The following is a 20,240-nucleotide window of genomic DNA, read 5'->3' on the forward strand; positions in this document are numbered from 1 at the left end:
ATCCAGCTCCTTAGATCGATGCTGTCGACGTGGTTTTTGACTGAGTTGTTGGTTTATTCTGATTAGATCCTGAAATTTGCAGGATACTGTTAAGCGTTGTAGTGCCTAGACCTCTCAGATTGAGTTGAGTCGGGTTGGTTCCGTTCCCCAAGACCACACTATCAACCTTGCCATAGGTCAGGGCAGAGATGCTCTCCGACTTTCCATCCATGGTGCCGTTAGCTTTAATCACGTATTTTCCAGGCTTGGCCGGATTGCCACTCTTGTCTTTACCATCCCAAGCAAATTCAACATTGCCGCGTAAATCCCCTTCCAGAGGAAACTCCTTTATCACCTGGCCCTTTTCATCTTCCACCGTGATTTTCACATTCGAATACTTGTTCTCGACACCGACAGCCACAACCCCGGATATGGACCCCTCTTTCTCCAAATAACCGATATTGCTAGGGAGCAGCACATTTTGTCCGACCAGTGCAGAGGCTTGCAGCGCCTGACTAGATGTCATCAGAGTATTGAGATTGCCCATCTGGGTGGACAAGCTGTTGATCCCCTCAGAAGTCGACATAGATGTCATCTGGGAGAGCATCTGGGCGTTATCAACTGGTTTGAAGGGATCCTGATACGACAGCTGCATGGTCAGCAGCTTCAGAAAAGAAGCTTGATCCAGCTCTTTCTTCGGCGTTGTAGTGGTGCCTGTCGTCTGGGTCGTGGTACGGCTGATGCCGTTCACATTATTGGTTGTATCGACCATGCTGCATCCCTCCTATCAGGATTTGCCAAGCTGGAGCGTCTGCTGCAGCATCTTCTTGGCCGAATCTGCAACCTGTACGTTGGTCTGGTAGCTGCGCGAGGCGTTGATCATGTCGGCCATCTCTTCAACCATGTTGACGTTTGGCTTGAAGATAAAACCGTCTTTATCCGCCATCGGGTGGTTGGGGTTGTACTCCTTGAGTAGTGGCGCCTTGCTCTCGACAATCCCCTTCACCTCAACCCCGACCGAGCCCTGCTTGTCAGACATAGCCTGATCGAGCTGGGCGGCAAAGACTGGCCGCCTGGCGTGGTAAGTATTTTCCACACTGGAGCTGACGCTGTCCGCGTTGGCCATGTTGCTGGCAACCGTGTTGAGGCGTACTGACTGTGCGCTCATAGCCGAGCCTGCTATGTCAAAGACCTTGAACAAACTCATCACTGCTCTCCTTTCAGGGCCTTTAGCAGGCCACTGATCTTGCTATTCATAAATTCAAGGGAGGTTTGATACTCGAGGCTATTACGCAGAAATTCGCTGCGCTCCTGCTGCACATCGACTGTATTGCCGTCACCGGTATCCGGTTGCAGCGGGTTGCGATATTGCACGGTACCCGGGGCGTCTATATTCAAGGCAAAGTGCTTTTCGCTGGTCGTTGCCAAACCAAAACCCTGATGCGACTGAGCCTCCTGCAATGCCTGAGCAAAATTGATATCCCTGGCTTTGAAGCCTGGGGTATCTGCGTTGGCAATATTGCTGGAAAGCACCTCAGCACGCTTGGCGCGAACGCTTATGGTGTGTTGATGCACACCGAATGCCTTGTCAAATGAAAGAGCCATAGCACACCTCCTGCTTGGTTTATTTTGTTTGCAAGAGGTGTGCCATAAGCAAATCACTCAGTTCGATGGTTTGGGTATGAGCACAGTTCAGACCGAAAACGGCAGGAGCATCTCGTGCCTTGAGTCAGACGGCATCATTTGGCCACCTTAAGGTTGCAACCATTTTTGCAGTGGCGAGATATGGTAGGTAAATAGAAAGTCTGAGCTGTAGATAAAGAAAGAGGGAAGCTCGTAGCTTCCCTCTTTACATGAGGTGGCAATATTCGGCAGACCCCGAATATCAAGGCGGTCAGGCCTATTTGACCTTGTAGACAATCCCCGGATTACAGCGGATCATCTCAAACCGATCAGTCAACCCGGCCAGTGACTCCGACGCACCCAGCATCAGATATCCACCGGGGTTGAGACTGGCTGCAAACTGGTTGAGGATCTTCGACTTCACTTCCGGCGCAAAATAGATGAGCACGTTACGGCAAAAAATAATGTCAAACTTGCCGAGCAGACTATAGCTCTCCAACAAGTTGAGTGGCCGGAAGGTGGTCAATTTTCTGACTCGCTCAGCAACCCGCATCTTGTTGTCACCGTAGGGCTCAAAAAACATCTTCTTGCGCTCCGGTGACAAACCGCGCGCCAGAGCAAGGCTATCGTAAACGCCTTCCTTACACTGATTTAGCATGGTCGTCGAAATATCCGTCCCGACAATCTGCACGCCACCAGGCAAGGTACCCGGCTTTTTCATCTGCTGTTCCAGTGCCGTCATGGCAATGGAATAGGGTTCCTGACCTGACGAGGATGCAGCCGACCAGATCTTGATGGGGCGGCCACTTTTCCCCAACTCGGGGAAAATCTTGTCGGTAAGAAGCTGAAACGGATAGGTATCACGAAACCAGAGGGTCTCATTGGTCGTCATGGCATCCACCACGGCCATTTTCAGGTCACGCTCTCGCACACTCATTGCACGGGTAACCAGATCAGACAGACTCTCGATGCCAAACTGAGCCATCAAAGGTGAAAGACGGCTCTTCACCAGATACTGTTTGTTATCCCCCAGCACAATTCCGCTCTGTACCGCCAGAAAGTTGCTGAACTGTTTGTATAAGTCGTCCGAAAGTGTCTTCATGCAGCTGTTCTTCTTTATTAGAGTGCGTTTTGTACGGCCTTGGCCAATTCATCAGGCTGGAACTTGGCGATAAAATTGTTCGCACCAACTTTCTGCACCATTGCCTGGTTGAATACTCCACTGAGCGAGGTATGCAGAATAACATGCAAATCCTTGAGATTGGGATTATTCCGGATCTCGGCAGTGAAGGTATAGCCATCCATTTCCGGCATTTCGATATCCGAAATAACCAGCGCAACCTGATCCTTGATAGGACCATTTTTGGTCATGTCCAGCAGCATGTTCAATGCTTCGCGGCCATCTTTTGCCAACACGCACTCGACACCGATAGCCTCAAGCGCACGTTGTACCTGTTTGCGTGCCACTGAGGAGTCATCCGCAACAAGAACAGGACGCCCCAGAGTAGGGTGGTCGACACTGGCCTGAACCAGCTCCTCACTCACATCCGTTGCAACCGGCGAAATTTCGTTCAATATCCGCTCAACATCAAGAATTTCGACCAACTCGCCGTCGACTTCAGTCACGGCTGTCATGTAGTTGATGCGACCCGCACCTTTAGGCGGAGGCAGGATGGATTCCCAGTTCATATTGATGATGCGCTCGACCGAATGCACCAAAAAGCCCTGAATAGAGCGGTTGTACTCGGAGATGATAATGAAGCATTTGCTCAGATCATCAATCGGGCGTTTGCCAACCGCCATGCTGAGGTCGATAACCGAGATCGTCTGGCCACGAATATGAGCCACTCCGCGAATGCAGGAGTTCAATTTTGGCATCACGGTCAAGGGGGGGCACTGCAACACTTCACGCACTTTGAATACGTTGATGCCAAATCTTTGACGTCCATTGAGACGAAACAACAACAACTCCAGCCGGTTTTGCCCCACTAGCTGGGTACGTTGGTTGACCGAGTCCAGGATACTGGCCATAAACACTCCCTAAAAACGCTTGGCATTAATCATGCATGCGTGATGGATTGCGTCAGACTATCGATGTGACAACGAACAGATTCTGAAGCAATCATAGTTAAATATGGTGATATGCGTGAACAACTTATCGACCAACGAGCGAAAATGATTAACCGACTTTTACTCATCAGCCTCTTTTTTGGCAGCATATCTTCCAGCTACGCCTCGGACGTCACTACTTATCTGCAAGAAAAGGCACAAGAGTTCGTTTACAGCCAGCTGGATATTCCGTTGGATGCCAGAGCCGAGGTCACCTCTGCCACGCTGGATGAACGGCTCCCACTGACCCGCTGCGAAGATCTGCTCACTATCAGCTTACCAGCAAAAATGGAAATTCGCCGTAATACAACAGTTTACCTTAAATGTGAGGAAGAGAGGCCCTGGGACGTCTATCTCCCGGTGCGGGTCAGCATTCAAAAGCCCTATGTCACTGTGACCAACCCCATCGCCAAGGGGGACCTGCTGAGTGAAAGCCAGCTGGTGTTGGCCTATCAGGATCAGACCCTTATCCGCGGCGACTACCTGACTGACACAGCCCCTCTTGTCGGAGTACGCAGCAAGCGGGAGCTAAAACCAGGGCAACCCATCCGTTTGAGCCAGGTTTGTGTCGTGTGCAAAGGGGATCAGGTCACCCTGACGGCAGAAAATAGCAACTTCCAGATCAAAACCATGGCCCGAGCCTTGCAAGATGGCAGCTTCGGAGAGATCATCAAACTCGTCAATATTCGCTCCGGCAAAACCGTTGAGGGTAAAGTCAGTGCAGTAGGTGCCGTATCGGTCACTTTTTAAATCCGGATCCTTGACAACTTTTTTCTAAAGTTTTGATCTGCCGCACCGATAAACAGGTAAGCAAACCTTAAAGCAGACGAAGGTAACTAAAATGGCCATCAACAATATCAACAACTTGGCGAATAATCGGTTGCAAAATACCGCTAATAGCCAGGGGACAGGCAGCAAGTCAGTCACCTCATCGCCCGAAAACAAAGCGGCTACTGTCAAGCTTGACTCCGTCTCCTTGACCAGTGAGGCGCAACAATTGCAAAAGATGCAACAAAACCTCAATACCGCCTCGACCGGCAATGAGAGCAAGGTCGAACGGCTGAAAAAAGCCGTCGCGAGTGGTGAATATCAGGTTAACAGCGACGCTGTGGCCAAGAAGATGTTCAGTTTCGAGGCCAATCTGGACAAAGTTCTGGGATGATGGATTTACCTTCGTTACTGCACACCCAAGATGATTACCTCAGCCAGATGCAAGGCATTCTGGAAGAGGAGTTCAGTTTGCTCGAACAGCATCAGGCACTGGCCCTGCCCGCACTGACCGAGCGCAAACAGCAGTTGCTTGCTGCGATAGAAACCCTGGACAAGACACTGGCAGAGATGCCGGAACTGGCACTGCAGCTGGCAGCCTATCCCGACGAGATGGCGCAGCTTCGTGCAAAACTGGATGCCTGCCAGGCACAAAATGATATCAACGGTCGCTTGCTTGAATTGAGCATCGTCTCAAACCGTCGTCTGGCAACCTTTCTGAGTCAGCTGCGCGATCGCAACAGCCTGACCTATGACGCCAAGGGTAATACTCGCTCTGGCACCCGCTCCTACGGTATCAAGGCCTGACATCTCTTATCAGGCCTTGCATTTTTGCACTCCGTTTTAAAGCACCAGTCGCAACAACTCTCGCCCGTCCTCACACGCATTGACGCGCAGTACCCCGTCCTCATAGCTCCCGTAACTGGCAGGCAACTCGCCGCGCGGGAAACAGATCGACCCCGGGTTCATCAATACCCGCGCCCTCTGCCACTCCAGCACAGGCACATGGGTGTGGCCGCTCAGGAAGAGACTGCCCTCCGGCAGTTGTACCTCGTCCGGGCGATAAAGATGGCCATGACTGACAAACCAGCGCCGCTCATCGACCAGCAGCTGGTTGTAGGGGGCGGTGATGGGAAAGCGCAACAGCATCTGATCCACTTCGGAATCGCAATTGCCCCGCACCGCGATGATCTGCGGAGCCAACTCGTTGAGCCGATCGGCCACAGCGGCCGGGTTATACCCTTCCGGCAGAGGATTGCGCGGGCCATGGTTGAGCAGATCGCCGAGCAGCAGATAGTGATCCGGCTGCCAGGGCTCAAGTTGGGTCAGCACCCGCTCCAGCGCAATGATGCTGCCGTGGATGTCGGAAATGATGGCAAGTTTCATGAAATGCTCCTCACTGCGGGCTGAAATAGAGATCCTTGGTGGCAATCGTCCCTTTCAAATTCTGGCTGGGCAGTCCCCGCAGCGCGGGATCGACCAGTCTCATCTGATTGTAATGATACACGGGGAGGATCGGCGCCTCCTCAAGCAGCAACTGTTCGGCATGCCGGTAGAGTTCAACCCGGCTCGCGCTGTCCAGCGTATTGGCAGCCTGCTCCAGCAACAGATCAAAGTCGGGATTGCAGTAGCCGCTCTCGTTGCGCAGATCCTGACAACGGAAGCTGCCCAGCATGGCAGACGGCTCCACGTAATCGCCAAACAGGAAGCTTCTGGCCACCTGGAAATCACCGCTATCCTTGGCCACCTGATAGGCACCCCACTCCAGACTATTGAGGGTGACCTGTACCCCCAGCTTCTGCCACATGGCGGCAATGGCCATCGCCATCTGCTTGTGGGTTTCTGCGCTGTTGTAGGTAATGCTCAGCTTGAGTGGATTGGCACTGTTATACCCGGCCGCTGACAGCAACGCTGCCGCTTTGGCCTGGCGGGTTGGCATATCTTCAAGCGCCACAGGCAATATCACCCGGGGGTAACCCGGCATCTCCGGCAACAGCGACCATGCCGCCTGTTCATCCTGCCCGCTCACCGACCCAATGAGCTGCTGTCGATCAACCGCCATGGAGAGCGCCTGACGCACCCGCACATCCTGCAGTTCGGGGCGCTTCAAATTGAACGCATAGAGATAGGTGCCAAACAGCGGCAAGCCCCAGAGCCGCTCTGGAGACTCGCGCTTCATCTTCTGGTAATAGCCGAGGGAGACCTTGTTGGTGAGCTGGATTTCACCAGCCTCATAGCGCAGCCGTTCGGCATGTTGCGAGGTGATAGGCAGATAGGTGACACGCCCGATACGGGTGTGAAGGTCATCCCAGTAGTGGATATTGCGCTCGGCTTCTATCCGCTCGTTTGGCGTCCAACTTGTCAGCCGGTAAGCACCATTGCTCACCAGCTTGCCGGGCTCGGTCCACTGCTTGCCAAATTTGGCTATCGCCTTCTGATTGACTGGCACAAAGGGGCGCTGACTGATGAGCTGCAGGAAATAGGGAGCCGGCCGCTCCAGAGTGATTTTCAAAATCTGATCGCTTTGCGCTTCAATGCCAAGATTGCCGAGCTCCAGCGCACCGGCATAGATAGATTGCGCATTGTTGATCCCCGTTGCCAGCAGCAATCCGGCAGAAGGGGAGTTGATGGCCGGATCGAGCAGACGGCGCCAGGCATAGACAAAATCAGCGGCCACCAGCGGCTCGCCATTGGACCATTTCAGTTGAGGGCGCAGGAAGAATCGCCACTCCAGCCCATCTTCACTCACCTCCCAGCGCTGTGCCTGAGCAGGAACGATATTCCCCTGCCCATCTTCGCTGACCAGCCCTTCAAACAGATCGACCAGTACCGCCTCCCCCGGAAAACCGGAGCGCGCCAGCGCCGGATCCAGCGACTCCGGCTCGGCACCGTTGCCCTTTACCAGGGTTTGCCGATCGGCAAGCAGAGGCTGCTGCTCAACGGTGGTGGCATGGGCCAGTGGCCCTGCCAGCACGGCAAGCAATAGCGGGGAGAGCCAGCGTTGCGCCAGCTTGGGGAAGAAACCATACCTCATGACAAAACCTCGAATAAAACCACTGCAGGAGGGGAAGGCCGACGGCGCGCCTGATGAATGCCTGATGCCGCTCTTGTTATCCCCGAAAACGCCCCGTATTGTATCGGGCTTGCCCGGGAGATGGAGTCTTTCGGGTTAATTTTTTCAGGAGTTTTTATGGGTTATGAGTGGCTGGCCCTCGCGTCGGCCAGTTTATGGGCAATTGCAGCGCTAATTTCGGTCAAACCGGCCCGTCATCTCGGCGCATTTGCCTACAGCCGCTGGCGCATGTTTCTGGTCAGCCTGATGCTCGGCACCATGAGTCTGCTCACCGGTGGCTGGCAAACCCTCACCGCAAGCGCCCTGCCCCTGCTCGCCATCTCGGGGCTGGTCGGCATCTTCGTGGGCGATACCGCGCTGTTTGCCTGCATGAACCGGTTGGGGCCAAGACGCAGTGCCCTGCTCTTCTCCTGCCATGCGCTGTTTTCCGCCCTGCTTGGGCTCTGGCTCTTTAATGAACAGTTGACAGGCTGGCGACTGCTGGGGGCCATGCTGGTCTTTGCCGGCGTGATGCTGGCGATCCTGTTTGGCAGACGCAGTAGCAGCAACGAGTGGGAGCAGATCCGTGGCAATCTGGCGCTGGGAATTGGCCTTGGCCTGACGGCGGCACTGTGTCAAAGCGTGGGAGCCATCATCGCCAAACCGGTGATGATGAGTGGTGAGGTGGATGCGGTGAGTGCATCGGGTATCCGGATGGGCAGTGCCCTGCTGGCCCACTGCGTCCTGCGGCTGGGGCGCTTGCCGCTGGCCATGCCGCTCAAACCGGTCAATCGCCAGATCCTCGCCATGATTGCCACCAACGGTTTTCTGGCGATGGGGCTGGGGATGACGCTGATCCTGATGGCGTTGCGGCAGGGAGAGGTGGGCATGGTGGCCATTCTCTCCTCCACCACGCCGGTACTGCTGCTGCCGCTGTTGTGGTGGCACTCGGGGGAGCGGCCATCCGTTGCCGCCTGGGCGGGTGCACTGATTGCCACCCTGGGCACGGCGCTGGTGCTGGGTTTCAGCACTCACTGACACCCGGCACCATCCCTGATCAGAACAGGGCAATCTCCTCAGCGGTCAGCTCGCGGTATTCACCGGGGGCCAGATCTTCATCCAGCGTCAGGCCACCCACCCGCTCGCGATGCAAGCCAACGACCTTGTTGCCGATGGAGGCAAACATCCGCTTGACCTGATGGTACTTGCCTTCGTGGATGGTCAGGCGGGCCTCGCACTCACCGAGAATTTCCAGCTGGGCAGGACGGGTTTTATCGGTCTCGTTACGCAGGTAGACCCCTTCGGCGAACAGCTCGATTGCATCCGGGCTCACCGGATCGGCCAGCCAAACGTGATAGGTCTTGGCACACTCGTGACGCGGCGAGGTGATGCGGTGGGACCACTGACCGTCATCGGTCACCAGCACCAGACCCGTGGTATCGAGGTCGAGGCGACCCACTACGTGCAGCTTGCCCATCGCCGGTTCATCCATCAGGAAGAAGACGGTCGGGTGATCCGGATCCTCGTTGGAGCAGACGTAACCTTCCGGCTTGTGCAGCATGAAATAGCGGTTGCGCTGCTCCAGCGTCAGCAGCACGCCGTCAAACTCGATCTGGCTCTGCTCATTGATATGAAAGGCGGGCTGCTTGACCACAATGCCATCCACCATGACCTCACCCTGACGGATCAGTTTGCCTGCCAGCGAGCGGGTCAAATCGGAACAATCGCACAGAAATTTATCAAGCCGCATTCACAACCTCGGAGTCCAACAAGTAAAGGGGCGTCATTATATCGGGCGGAGGCGACAACGCCACTGTTAAGGGGTTGCCAATTATGACGAACTGGTCATCCGATGTTACACTTCTCCGGTGTGACCCATCCGAACGATACTCATAATAATAAGAGTCAGGAAGCCCTCATGAAGTCTCAAGCATCCTATCCCGTCATTCCCGTCAACCAGCTGAAACCCGGCATGTATGTCATTGCTATCGCCAGCCAGACAGGTGGGATGGAGATCGCCCAGATGGGCTTGGTGACCAGCGTGGCGCAAATTGCCAATCTGGTGCGTCAGGGGGTGCTCACGGTACGCATCGATCTGGCCCGCAGCAAACTGGGCAGTGCCGAGAGTGACGCCGTTACCTCCCCCGACCTCAATGCCAACAGCGCCCAGGTAGGGCGCCGTGCCAGTGCCAACGGCGAAGGACGGGAGCTTAAAATCCGCCGCCTCTATCAGGAAGCGCGCGAGCTGCAAGGCAAGTTCATTCGCCACCTCAAAGCGGGTGAGCCCATCGACATCACTCCGCTGGCCGAAGTCGCCGAAGAGATGGTGGACACCATGTTCACCCACGGCGATGCCATGCTCTGTCTGGCCCGTATTCGCGCCAAGGATGCCTACCTGATGGAGCACTCCATGAACGTGGCCATTCTGCTGGCCAACTTCGGCCGCTATCTTGGGCTTGAGCGCAGCGTACTCAAGGAGCTGACCCTGGGTGGCCTGCTGCACGACGTGGGCAAGATCATGACCCCGGACGAGGTGCTCCACAAACCGGGCAAGCTGACCGATGAGGAGTTCGCCATCATGCGTCAGCATGTGGTGCACAGTTACGAGATCCTCAGCAATACCCCTGGCATTACCCCCACCATGCTGGAGGTAGCCGCCAACCACCACGAGCGGCTCGATGGCTCCGGCTACCCGCAGCGACTCAAGGGGGAGCAGCTCTCTCTCTATACCCGGATGAGCGGCATCGTCGATGTCTATGATGCCATCACCGCGGATCGGGTCTACAAAGCAGGTATGCAACCGACCCAGGCCTTCCGCATTCTGCTCAAGGGGATCAATCAGCACTTTGATGCCGAACTGGTTACCAAGTTCATCAAGTGCATGGGGGTCTATCCGGTGGGCACTCTGGTACAGCTCTCAAACCAGCGCCTGGCTATCGTGATGCAGCGCAACGAGCAGCAGCCGCTCAAGCCAGTGGTCAAGGTGATCTATCACGCCACCCAGCGTCACTACCTCGATGTACAGTGGCTGGATCTGGCCAAGTCAGGGGTGCAGGAGAGCATCGAAAACACGGTCGACCCCAAAGAGTTTGGCATCAACCTCGCCAACTTCTTCTAATCCCTCACCTCGGATCTTCATGATTGGCGCTGGCTGTCGAGCCAGTGCCGGATCAGAAACTCCTCATCCAGCGGCGAGAGATCAAAACGCAGGCTGGCCTCTTCAATGGCGGCGATATCGTGCTGATGATGCTCGCTGAGCCAACGCACCGCACGACGCAAATCTTCACCATGGGGGAGCAGCAGATGGTCGCTCATGGGATACCTCCGGTAGACTGCAGGGCGGCCCGCGAAGGTGGCCACCTGTTTCCAGTCTAGTCGGTCAATCCCCATCACCCGCGCTTCTTCACCCTCCCCCTCTCAATCACGGCAATCAGCTTGTCACCGGGATCAGCGACCGAAGGCGCGCTGCCAATCCTGATCAAACTTCGCCAATGCCGCATCCACCGCAGGCACATTCAGCAACTGCTCCGCCACATCGAGCGGCAAGGTAATCGATTGGCAACCCGCCAGCAGGCAGTCGAGCGCCTGGCGCGGGGTACGGAATGATGCCGCCAGCACCTTGCTGTTCGGCGCGTGCAGCGCAAGCAGCTGTTGCAGCTCCTGCACGGTGGCAATGCCATCGCCGCCCTGGGCATCCAGCCGGTTAACGTAGGGCGCGACATATTCCGCACCCGCCACCGCAGCCAGCCAACCCTGCAGCGGGGTATAGACAGCGGTGCCCAACGTCGGCACACCGTTGGCAGTCAGGCTCTTGATAGCAGCCAGCCCCTCTGCGCATACCGGGATTTTGATCACCAGATCCGGGTCCAGCTCACGCAGGGCAAATGCCTCGCGCACCATCTCGGTTTCGGTTTTGGTCATCACCTGGGCAAACAGGCGCGCCTTAGGGCCCAGCACGTCGCGCAGGGCGGGCAGCAGCTCACAGAGCGGCAATCCCCCGGCGGCGGTAATGGAAGGATTGGTGGTGACACCGGCCAACGGCAGGATCCGTGACCAGCGACGCACTGCCGCCACATCAGCGGTATCGAGATACAGCTCCATCTCTAACTCCTTAAAGGGATGTTCAATATGTCGCCATTCTAGCGATAAAACATCTGCAAACAGCTTGATCGAAATCAAATCAACTTTCGAATGAAAGAAAATAGAATGCAAATACAAAAGGAGGCGGTATGATTTTCGACCTGCAACGATATTCAACTCACGATGGCCCCGGCATTCGCACCCTGGTGTTTCTCAAGGGGTGCTCGCTGGCTTGCCTGTGGTGTCAAAACCCGGAAAGCCGCTCTCCCAAGCCGGACATACTACTCGACCGACGCCAATGCATCGAGGGATGCCAGCTCTGCAGCCAGGCGTGTCCGGCAATCTTGCGTGACAGCAAGGGCATCCAGCTCAGCCGTTCTGCCCTCAAGGCCGACGATATGGAACGGCTGCGCGGCCTCTGCCCCAGCGAAGCGCTACAGGTGTGCGGTCGGGATGACACCCTGGACACCCTGATGGACACCATACTGCGGGATCGCCCCTTCTTCGAGCGCAGCGGCGGTGGCGTCACCCTCTCCGGCGGCGAGCCCTTCATGCAGCCCGACTTTGCCGCGTCCCTGCTCGCCCGCTGCAAGGCAGAAGGGCTGCACACGGCGGTCGAGAGCTGCCTGCATGTGCCCTGGCACCAGATTGAGCAAAGCCTCCCCTCACTGGATCTGGTGCTGGCGGATCTCAAACACGTGGATAAAGAACGTTTCTTCCACTGGACCCGCGGCAAGGTTGAGCAGCCCATCGCGAACCTCAAGCGCCTCGCCGAGCGCGGCGTGCCCATGCAGATCCGGGTGCCGCTCATTCCCGGCTTCAATGCCGACCGCGCATCGATCAGCGCCATCATCGACACCGCCGCCAGCCTCTGCACCGTGCAGGAGATCCACTTCCTCCCCTATCACACCCTGGGGATGGGCAAATATGCCCTGCTGGATCTGCCCTATCAGGCGCCGGACACACCGCTCGACGCTCCCGATTTACTCAGCTTTGCCCACGCATACGCCCAACGTCAGGGGCTGACCCCTGTGACCAGAGGATAAGATCATGACCCAGCTCGACCTCAATACCCTCAGCCCGCGGATCCGCGCCCACAAAGAGAGCCTGATCCACATCGTTCAGCCGCCGGTCTGCACCGAGCGTGCCCGCCACTACACCGAAGCTTATCAGGCTCACCTCGCCCGGCCGCTGCCGGTGCGCCGCGCGCTGGCGTTGGCCCATCACCTCAAGGAGCGCACCATCTGGATCAAGCACGACGAGCTGATCGTCGGCAATCAGGCCAGTCAGGTACGGGCGGCGCCGCTGTTTCCCGAATACACGGTGAGCTGGATTGAGAAGGAGATCGACGAGCTGGCAGACAGACCCGGCGCCGGTTTTGCAGTCAGCGAAACCGACAAAGAGATCATCCACGCCCTCACCCCCTTCTGGCGCGGCCAGACGGTGCAGGATCGCTGCTTCGGCCTCTTTACCGACGAGCAAAAAGCGCTGCTGGAGAGCGGCATCATCAAGGCCGAGGGCAACATGACCTCGGGGGATGCCCACCTCGCGGTCAACTATGAGGAGCTGCTCACGCTGGGTCTCGATGGCTTCAAGGCCAAGGTGGCCGAGCGCCGCAGTCGGCTGGATTTGGCGGATTGGGCCGATCTGCAGCGCGAGCAGTTCCTGCACGCCGTCGCCATCACCCTGGAGGCAGTCAGCGATCACATCGCGCTCTACGCCGCACTTGCCCATGATATGGCAGCACAAGAATCTCGCCCCGAGCGCCGAAACGAGCTTGAGACCATCGCGCTCAACTGCGCCCACATCGCCCACCAGCCACCCGAAACCTTCTGGCAGGCACTGCAGCTCTGCTACTTTATCCAGCTCATCCTGCAGATCGAATCCAACGGCCATTCGGTGTCGTTTGGCCGGATGGATCAATACCTCTACCCCTGGTATCGCCGCGAGGTGGAATTGTCGGAATCCCTGCCTCGGACACGCGCCATCGAACTGCTGCAAGGGTGCTGGCTCAAGTTGCTGGAGGTGAACAAGATCCGCTCCGGCACCCACTCCAAGGCCTCCGCCGGCAGCCCGCTCTATCAGAACGTCACCATCGGCGGCCAGAACTGGAGGGATGGCAGTGCCCATGATGCGGTCAACGGCCTCTCCTACGCGATTCTGGAGTCCTGCGGCCAGCTGCGATCCACCCAACCCAACCTCTCGGTGCGCTACCACGCCGGGATGAGCGAGGATTTCCTCGACGCCTGCATTCAGGTGATCCGCTGCGGCTTCGGCATGCCCGCCTTCAACAACGACGAGGTGGTGATCCCCGAGTTCATCAAGCTCGGGGTAAGCGTGGAGGATGCCCACCATTACGCCGCCATCGGCTGCATCGAGACCGCCGTGCCCGGCAAATGGGGCTACCGCTGCACCGGCATGAGCTTTATTAACTTCGCCCGTATCCTGCTGGCCTCCCTTGATGGTGGCCGCGATGCCACCACCGGCAAGGTCTTCCTGCCCCAATCCCAGTCGCTGCGGGAAGGGACCTTTGGCAACTTTGACGAGGTGATGGCCCGTTGGGATGAGCAGGTGCGCTACTTCACCCGCAAATCCATCGAGATCGACTGCGTGGTCGACAGCGTGCTGGAGGCTCAAGCCCATGACATCCTCTGCAGCACGTTGGTGGATGACTGCATCGAACGCGGCAAGACCATCAAGGAGGGGGGCGCCGTCTATGACTGGGTCTCAGGTCTGCAGGTGGGGATCGCCAACCTTGGTAACAGCCTGGCTGCCCTAAAGAAACTGGTGTTCGAGCAGGGCGTGGTGGAGCAGCACGAGCTGGCTGCCGCACTGGAGCAAGACTTTGCCGGGCTGGCGGGGGAGCAGCTGCGCCAGCGCCTCACCAATACCGCCCCCAAATATGGCAACGATCTGGACGAGGTAGACCTGCTGCTGGTGCAGGCTTACCAGAGCTACATCGACGAGCTCAAGGGACTGCACAACACCCGCTTCGGGCGCGGCCCCATCGGTGGCACCTACTATGCGGGCACCTCCTCCATCTCCGCCAACGTGCCGTTCGGTGCTGCCACCATGGCCACCCCGGATGGTCGCCATGCCCGTACGCCGCTGGCGGAAGGGGCCAGCCCCTCCTCGGGTTCGGATCGTCTCGGCCCGACGGCGGTGTTCAACTCCATCGGCAAGCTGCCCACGGCGGCCATCCTCGGCGGGGTGCTGCTCAACCAGAAGCTGAGTCCGGCGAGCCTTGAGAACGAGAGGGACAAGGCCAAGCTGATGAGCCTGCTGCGCACCTTCTTCGAAGTGCACAAGGGGTGGCATGTGCAGTACAACATCGTCTCGCGGGAGACCCTGCTGGCAGCCAAAGCCAATCCGGATCAATACCGGGATCTGGTGGTGCGAGTGGCGGGCTATTCGGCCTTCTTCACCGCCTTATCCCCGGATGCGCAAGATGATATCATCGCCCGCACCGAGCACAGTCTCTGACGGGGCGCTCCCCATGGCGCCTGTGACGTCATATGATTGGCAAGCCACCCTCGGGTGGCTTGCCGCTATCCACCACCTTGCATGTGAGCGCACCATGAATCCACGCCACCAACTGATCCTCACTCTGGTCCATCAGGCTCGCAAGATGAGCGTGAGTGAACTCTCCCGACACACAGGCGTGTCTGAGGTGACGGTGCGCAACGACCTCACCGCGCTGGAGAAACAGGGACTGCTCAGACGGGTACACGGCTCGGCCATGGCGCTGGAGACCGATGACCCGGATGCCCGGATGAACATCAATTACCTGCTCAAGGAGCGCCTCGCCGAGCGAGCCGCCCAGCTGGTGGAAGATGGCGAGACGGTCTTTATCGAGGGGGGCAGCGCCAACGCCATGCTGGCGCGCCATCTGGCCCTGCACAAACAGGTCACCATCATCACCATCAGCAGCTATATCGCCCATCTGCTCAAAGACACCCCGGCTCAGGTGGTGCTGCTTGGCGGGCTGTTCCAGCATCAGAGCGAGAGCGTGGTGGGGCCGCTGACGCGCCTCTGTATCGAGCAGGTGCACTTCTCCAAGGCCTTTATCGGGGTCGACGGTTTTCATCCCGAGATGGGTTTCACCGGCCGCGATATGATGCGGGCCGACGTGGTCAACAGCGTGCTGGCCAAGGGGATGACCAATGTGGTGATCACCGACAGCAGCAAATTTGGCGCCATCCACCCGAGCCAGCTTGGCGCGCCGGGCCAGATCAAGGTGCTGGTCACCGACGATGCCTTGCCCGCCCCCATGCGGGCTGCCATTGCGGCCAAGGGGATCACCCTGCACTGCGTTGCGGCCTAGGCCACCCGCTAATTCACGCTATTTCATTGACCTGACAGAATAAAATTTTCATGATGAGCCAGTCCCCATCGGGACTGACATCACCAGTGCGTGATCTGCAGGAAGCAGACTTCAGGAGAGCAAGGACATGCCATCGACCATCACCGCCGGGGAGCGCCGACTCTCCCCTATCATTCGCGCCACCGCCATCACCCTGACCCTGTGCTGGAGCCCGTTTGGCTGGAGTGCCACGCTGCCCGCCGACTTGAAGTGGGAGAGCAACAACCAGGATCCTCTCTATGCCGATCCGACCGCCAAACGCGGCGGCACCTTTCGCACCTTTATGACCAGCTTCCCCCTGACTTTGCGCAAATATGGCCCCGACTCCAACGGCGGCTTTGCCGGTTACGTGCGGGAAACCAACCTGCCACTGCTGAGCACTCATCCCGTCACCGGCAACCCCATGCCGATGCTGGCAAACGAGTGGGCCTTCGGCGCCGACAACAAGACCCTTTATTTTCGCATCAATCCCAAAGCGCGCTGGTCAGACGGCCAACCGGTCACCGCCAATGACTGGCTCTTTACCCTCAAGATGATGCGCAGCAAGGAGATCAACGACCCCTGGTACAACAACTACTACAGCACCCAGATAGCAGACATCACCAAGTTTGATGATCACACCCTGGCCATCACCAGCGGCACCGAAAAGAGCCGCCAGGATCTGCTCGAGTCGCTGCCCATCAGCCCGGAGCCGAGCCATGCCATCAAGCTCACTAGCAATTGGGTCAAGGAGTACAACTGGAAGGTGTTGCCGGTCACCGGCCCCTATCAGATCGATCAGGTGAAAAAGGGTAAATCGGTCACCTTCAAACGGATTGAAAACTGGTGGGGAGATGACGAGCGCTACTTCCAGCATCGCTTCAATCCCGCGCAGATCGAGATCAAGGTGCTCAGGGATCTGAACATCGCCTGGCAGCACTTCCTGCGCGGCGATCTCGACAGCTTCCCGCTGGTGATGCCCAACTGGTGGCACGACAAGACCAAAACCGCCGAGTTCGAGAAGGGGTATATCGGGCGTACCTGGTTCTACAATCAGACTCCGCAATCGCCGATGGGGCTCTATCTCAACACCGCCGATCCGCTGCTGAATAATCTAGATGTGCGGCTCGGGGTTCAGCATGCCCTCAACCTCGACAAGATGCTCACCACCCTGCTGCGGGGGGATTACCAGCGACTCAACAGTTATGGCTCAGGTCAGGGTGAGTTTACCAACAGCGAGATCAAGGCCCGTCCGTTCGCTCCCAAACTGGCACGGGAATACTTTGCCAAAGCCGGTTTCAACAAAGTGGGGCCGCAGGGAATTTTGCAAAACGACAAGGGGCTGTCACTGACCCTCGCCATCACCTACACCACCGCAGAGCACGCCCAGCGGCTCACGCTGTTGCGGGAAGAGGCCAAGAAGGCGGGGCTTAATCTGGAGCTCAACCTGATGGATGCATCGGCCGGTTTCAAATCGATGCTGGAGAAAAAGCACCAGAGCGCCTGGATGGCCTGGGCGGGTAGCCGCTATCCCGCCTATTGGGAGTTCTTCCACAAGGTCAACGCCAACAAACCCCAGACCAACAACATCATGAACATCGATGATGACGCCATCACGGCCTTGGTGGAGCAGTATGACAAGGAGTTCGACTTTGCCAAAAAGGCGGCCCTGTCACGGCAGATCCAGCAGCGGCTCTATGAGCTGGCGAGCTTCGTCCCCGCCTATCAGGTGCCCTACACCCGGGAAGGAGCCTGGCGCTGGATAAAACTGCCAAAAGTACCTGCCACCCCCAAGAGCGAGCAGCTCTACTGGCCCCTCGGTGGCGACAACAGCGGTTACAGCTATGGCGGTCTGCTGTGGATCGATGAAGAGCTAAAATCCGAGACCAGGGCAGCCATCAAGAGCGGCAAGACCTTCCCGGCCGCGCCCATCATCGACACCACTTATCGCCAGCCCTGATTGCATCAGCCCATCGGCAAAAGTCCTTAAAACAAAAGACCCCGCCAGATAGCGGGGTCTTTGTTGGCAACCGGTGTTGCGAATAGCTCGGTGATCAGCCGCGTTTGGCCTGCTTCTCGGCAATGGCGTCAGCCACGTCAGCCGGCTCCAGTACGATGCCTTCCTGATCCGGGGTCGGGAACACGGCAACACACAGCTCGTCCTGCTCCATACCGTCAACCCAGCGCTCCAGCCATACCTTCAGGGTGATGGACTGCGGCTTGCAATCGGCCCACTCGCCTTCGGCCCACGCCTTGGCGTACTCCGGGTGCGGCCATACCGGGATGCAATCTTCATCGTCGGTGGTCAGCATCATGACGCCATGCTCGTCAGTCAGGACGAACAGCTCTTCATGCTCGACCAGCTTGCTGATGAAGTGATCGTAACGGTAATCTGCGTTCAGTTGCAGCGCGGCATTGCGCTCGGTGTCGCTCAGTTCATAGCTCATTGGCCAAGTCTCTCTCTCGATAAAGGGCGCCATGTTCACATCTTGTCGTCAGCTTGTCCAGCTTGCAGCCCCTTGGCACCGGATGGGGAGGACAATGACGCAAATAAGGATAGAGCAGCCTCCTCGATAGCGAGACCGCCAGCCATCATATTGCCCCTTTTACAGCGCAGGGATGATCAGCTCCACATCAGGCTGCTCGCTCAGCTTTTGCCGCAGCCAGTAGGCGGACTCCACCTCGACAAAGCAGAGCAGATCCCGGCCATTGGCCGCCATCGCCATCAGCTGCTCAAAACGCAGCTGTTGTTGCTGCTCCCAGGCGGCAGCGAGTTTGGCACCGTGGGCCTCATCCACCACTTCGCGACGCAACTCGAACAGGTTATCGGTGATCGGGCTGTTGATCTTGGCGGCGCAGTGCCAGTACATCAGCAGGTTATCCATCATCTCGCTGTCGTAGTTGGCCAGCGCATCCAGCTCGGGTGTATCACCGCTGTCGCTGGCGGCAAAATCACACCAGCCCGCATCGAGTGACGCCAGCTCATGAGCCCCCTTGGCATGCTTGCGTAACAGCGCAATGTCGGCCCCCTTGCGTGCAGGTAACCACACCTCGCCCTGATGGGCATCCAACAGGGACGTCAACGAAGCAGCGGGGTAAACCGGAAAGCGGGTACAAAGTGAATGCAGCAGGGATACCAGAGTGATCTTGACCATGAGCGATACCTTGAACAGGGCGAACAGCCACCAATAGACCGTCCGATATAAAGAAGTGCCCTATCCTACCACGTTTGGTCCGGCTCGGCCCTTGACGAAGCTGTCAGCCAACCATCTGATTACGCCGAAAAAAACAGCATTTGAAACGCAGCATCCAGCCAAAGATCAATAATTTGAGCCAGCGCCCACTAAAGTGGATCCGGGGATGCTAGTTTGCATACATCTTTAGCGTAAGGAGTAAATCCATGATTGGGATCGACCAGGTTTCTAACGAATTCGTGAACGATTTGAAAATACTGGCATGCTTTGATCCGGCCAACATGAGCCTGGGGATTAAATTACGCAGCGATATGTCTGAAGAGTTGTGCCAAGCGGCAGCCCGTCTGCATCAACAGGGGCTCATCAGCGCAGAAGATGGCGGCTATCTCACCCCGTTTGGTATGACCATGGTTGAACACCTGCAACATCTGTTGGTCGCACTCAAACCGCTTTGACCGGCTGTGGTGCCCAGAGCGAAAAGTTGAGTAGCTCCCAGCGCTCCCCTTGGTGAAGATGACAGGCAAACAGCAAAGGACCTTCGGGTCCTTTTACTTTGCCATCCACCAGCCACTCCCCCTCCCTTTCAGGTACCAGTCGCACATTCACCTCATCAGGTTGCTGTGCAGTGCCCATCCGGACCTGGACAAATTGCTGGCAGATCACCTGCGCTTCCATCGCGGATTGAACCGGTACCGGCGCATCGGACGTCGAAGTCAAGGTGGCAGCAAGCAGGAGCGATAGCAGCATGATTCAGCACATGGGAGTCAGTAGCAGAAGCCAGATAAACAAAAAGCCGTGGCACCAGGGGTACCACGGCTTTCTTAAATTCTGTAAGAATTACAGAGCGGTTACGTTCTCAGCCTGCGGGCCTTTCTGACCTTGGGTCACAGAGAACTGTACGCGCTGACCTTCAGCCAGGGTACGGAAACCGTTACCTTGAATGGCGCTGAAGTGAACGAAAACGTCCGGGCCGTTTTCTTGCTGGATGAAGCCAAAACCTTTGGTTTCGTTGAAAAACTTAACGGTACCGGTGATCATGTTAGACATATCTTTTAAACCTGTATTCAAAATAATTACTTATGCTTTTCAGCGG

24 protein-coding genes are annotated in these 20,240 nt (G+C 57.2%); 10 read left to right on the plus strand and 14 right to left on the minus strand.

The window, feature by feature from the left end; genetic code table 11:
- Positions 1-10 precede the first annotated feature (10 nt).
- The 5 genes from I6L49_RS08295 to I6L49_RS08315 all read right to left on the minus strand — a co-directional run bounded on the left by I6L49_RS08295 (position 11) and on the right by I6L49_RS08315 (position 3,633).
- A complete protein-coding gene (locus I6L49_RS08295) occupies positions 11-751 on the minus strand; it encodes a flagellar hook assembly protein FlgD (RefSeq protein ID WP_005350659.1) in 741 nt (246 codons plus the stop codon).
- A gap of 15 nt (positions 752-766) precedes the next feature.
- Positions 767-1,186, minus strand: a complete 420-nt coding sequence (flgC, locus tag I6L49_RS08300; protein WP_005350658.1) for a flagellar basal body rod protein FlgC — start codon at positions 1,184-1,186, stop codon at positions 767-769.
- Positions 1,186-1,584, minus strand: coding sequence for a flagellar basal body rod protein FlgB (gene flgB, locus I6L49_RS08305; protein WP_216951177.1), 399 nt, complete (start codon positions 1,582-1,584; stop codon positions 1,186-1,188). The genes flgC and flgB overlap by 1 nt, the downstream gene beginning before the upstream one ends.
- Before the next feature lie 295 nt (positions 1,585-1,879).
- A complete protein-coding gene (locus tag I6L49_RS08310; protein WP_005350656.1) occupies positions 1,880-2,704 on the minus strand; it encodes a protein-glutamate O-methyltransferase CheR in 825 nt (274 codons plus the stop codon).
- 17 nt (positions 2,705-2,721) lie between these two features.
- Positions 2,722-3,633 (minus strand): chemotaxis protein CheV, encoded by a 912-nt coding sequence (locus I6L49_RS08315; protein ID WP_216951179.1) that lies wholly within the window; start codon positions 3,631-3,633, stop codon positions 2,722-2,724.
- A gap of 144 nt (positions 3,634-3,777) precedes the next feature.
- On the opposite strand from I6L49_RS08315, the gene flgA reads away from it, so the two are divergent.
- The 3 genes from flgA to I6L49_RS08330 all read left to right on the plus strand — a co-directional run bounded on the left by flgA (position 3,778) and on the right by I6L49_RS08330 (position 5,286).
- Positions 3,778-4,461, plus strand: coding sequence for a flagellar basal body P-ring formation chaperone FlgA (flgA, locus tag I6L49_RS08320; RefSeq protein WP_005334175.1), 684 nt, complete (start codon positions 3,778-3,780; stop codon positions 4,459-4,461).
- Positions 4,462-4,552: 91 nt separating this feature from the next.
- Positions 4,553-4,873, plus strand: coding sequence for a flagellar biosynthesis anti-sigma factor FlgM (flgM, locus tag I6L49_RS08325; RefSeq protein ID WP_005334177.1), 321 nt, complete (start codon positions 4,553-4,555; stop codon positions 4,871-4,873).
- Complete coding sequence (locus I6L49_RS08330) at positions 4,870-5,286, plus strand: flagella synthesis protein FlgN (protein WP_040066163.1); 417 nt, start codon at positions 4,870-4,872, stop codon at positions 5,284-5,286. Before flgM ends, I6L49_RS08330 begins: the two co-directional genes overlap by 4 nt.
- Positions 5,287-5,322: 36 nt before the next feature.
- Here the strand turns inward: I6L49_RS08330 and yfcE are convergent, their stop codons facing one another.
- Together yfcE and I6L49_RS08340 are read right to left on the minus strand one after the other, a co-directional pair.
- Positions 5,323-5,865: a phosphodiesterase gene (gene yfcE, locus I6L49_RS08335; protein ID WP_216951181.1), complete on the minus strand. Its 543-nt coding sequence runs from the start codon at positions 5,863-5,865 to the stop codon at positions 5,323-5,325.
- A gap of 10 nt (positions 5,866-5,875) precedes the next feature.
- On the minus strand, positions 5,876-7,513 hold the full coding sequence (locus I6L49_RS08340; protein ID WP_216951183.1) for a peptide ABC transporter substrate-binding protein: 1,638 nt from the start codon (positions 7,511-7,513) through the stop codon (positions 5,876-5,878).
- A 156-nt stretch (positions 7,514-7,669) separates the two neighbouring features.
- Here I6L49_RS08340 and I6L49_RS08345 point away from each other — a divergent pair, with 156 nt between their 5' ends.
- Positions 7,670-8,569 (plus strand): DMT family transporter, encoded by a 900-nt coding sequence (locus tag I6L49_RS08345; RefSeq protein WP_216951185.1) that lies wholly within the window; start codon positions 7,670-7,672, stop codon positions 8,567-8,569.
- 19 nt (positions 8,570-8,588) lie between these two features.
- Here I6L49_RS08345 and rsuA read toward each other — a convergent pair whose 3' ends face one another.
- Entirely contained in the window at positions 8,589-9,281 is a 693-nt protein-coding gene (rsuA, locus tag I6L49_RS08350) for a 16S rRNA pseudouridine(516) synthase RsuA (protein ID WP_108542280.1), read from the minus strand.
- Between the two features lie 168 nt (positions 9,282-9,449).
- Here rsuA and I6L49_RS08355 point away from each other — a divergent pair, with 168 nt between their 5' ends.
- A complete protein-coding gene (locus tag I6L49_RS08355; protein WP_005350638.1) occupies positions 9,450-10,649 on the plus strand; it encodes an HD-GYP domain-containing protein in 1,200 nt (399 codons plus the stop codon).
- Between the two features lie 17 nt (positions 10,650-10,666).
- Here I6L49_RS08355 and I6L49_RS08360 read toward each other — a convergent pair whose 3' ends face one another.
- Complete coding sequence (locus tag I6L49_RS08360; protein ID WP_128816504.1) at positions 10,667-10,846, minus strand: hypothetical protein; 180 nt, start codon at positions 10,844-10,846, stop codon at positions 10,667-10,669.
- A 132-nt stretch (positions 10,847-10,978) separates the two neighbouring features.
- The gene (gene fsa / locus I6L49_RS08365; protein WP_216951187.1) at positions 10,979-11,632 is read right to left on the minus strand and encodes a fructose-6-phosphate aldolase; all 654 of its coding nucleotides are present in this window, start codon (positions 11,630-11,632) and stop codon (positions 10,979-10,981) included.
- Positions 11,633-11,760: 128 nt separating this feature from the next.
- Here fsa and I6L49_RS08370 point away from each other — a divergent pair, with 128 nt between their 5' ends.
- The 4 genes from I6L49_RS08370 (at position 11,761) to I6L49_RS08385 (ending at position 17,913) form a co-directional block, all read left to right on the plus strand.
- On the plus strand, positions 11,761-12,657 hold the full coding sequence (locus I6L49_RS08370; protein ID WP_216951189.1) for a glycyl-radical enzyme activating protein: 897 nt from the start codon (positions 11,761-11,763) through the stop codon (positions 12,655-12,657).
- Positions 12,658-12,661: 4 nt separating this feature from the next.
- Positions 12,662-15,094 (plus strand): formate C-acetyltransferase/glycerol dehydratase family glycyl radical enzyme, encoded by a 2,433-nt coding sequence (locus I6L49_RS08375; protein ID WP_216951191.1) that lies wholly within the window; start codon positions 12,662-12,664, stop codon positions 15,092-15,094.
- Between the two features lie 94 nt (positions 15,095-15,188).
- Entirely contained in the window at positions 15,189-15,935 is a 747-nt protein-coding gene (locus I6L49_RS08380; protein WP_216951193.1) for a DNA-binding transcriptional regulator YciT, read from the plus strand.
- A gap of 127 nt (positions 15,936-16,062) precedes the next feature.
- Complete coding sequence (locus tag I6L49_RS08385; RefSeq protein WP_216951195.1) at positions 16,063-17,913, plus strand: extracellular solute-binding protein; 1,851 nt, start codon at positions 16,063-16,065, stop codon at positions 17,911-17,913.
- Between the two features lie 94 nt (positions 17,914-18,007).
- Here the strand turns inward: I6L49_RS08385 and I6L49_RS08390 are convergent, their stop codons facing one another.
- Both I6L49_RS08390 and I6L49_RS08395 read right to left on the minus strand, forming a co-directional pair.
- On the minus strand, positions 18,008-18,400 hold the full coding sequence (locus I6L49_RS08390) for a DUF2750 domain-containing protein (protein ID WP_005334204.1): 393 nt from the start codon (positions 18,398-18,400) through the stop codon (positions 18,008-18,010).
- Between the two features lie 159 nt (positions 18,401-18,559).
- On the minus strand, positions 18,560-19,108 hold the full coding sequence (locus tag I6L49_RS08395) for a hypothetical protein (RefSeq protein WP_216951197.1): 549 nt from the start codon (positions 19,106-19,108) through the stop codon (positions 18,560-18,562).
- Between the two features lie 245 nt (positions 19,109-19,353).
- Here I6L49_RS08395 and I6L49_RS08400 point away from each other — a divergent pair, with 245 nt between their 5' ends.
- A complete protein-coding gene (locus tag I6L49_RS08400; RefSeq protein WP_005334209.1) occupies positions 19,354-19,602 on the plus strand; it encodes a TIGR02647 family protein in 249 nt (82 codons plus the stop codon).
- Here I6L49_RS08400 and I6L49_RS08405 read toward each other — a convergent pair.
- Both I6L49_RS08405 and I6L49_RS08410 read right to left on the minus strand, forming a co-directional pair.
- Positions 19,589-19,894, minus strand: coding sequence for a hypothetical protein (locus I6L49_RS08405; RefSeq protein ID WP_216951198.1), 306 nt, complete (start codon positions 19,892-19,894; stop codon positions 19,589-19,591). The two genes, I6L49_RS08400 and I6L49_RS08405, sit on opposite strands and share 14 nt — an antisense overlap.
- A gap of 90 nt (positions 19,895-19,984) precedes the next feature.
- On the minus strand, positions 19,985-20,194 hold the full coding sequence (locus tag I6L49_RS08410) for a cold-shock protein (protein WP_005302803.1): 210 nt from the start codon (positions 20,192-20,194) through the stop codon (positions 19,985-19,987).
- Between the last annotated feature and the right edge of the window lie 46 nt (positions 20,195-20,240).

Source organism: Aeromonas sp. FDAARGOS 1419 (assembly GCF_019047045.1).
GTDB lineage: Bacteria > Pseudomonadota > Gammaproteobacteria > Enterobacterales > Aeromonadaceae > Aeromonas > Aeromonas veronii.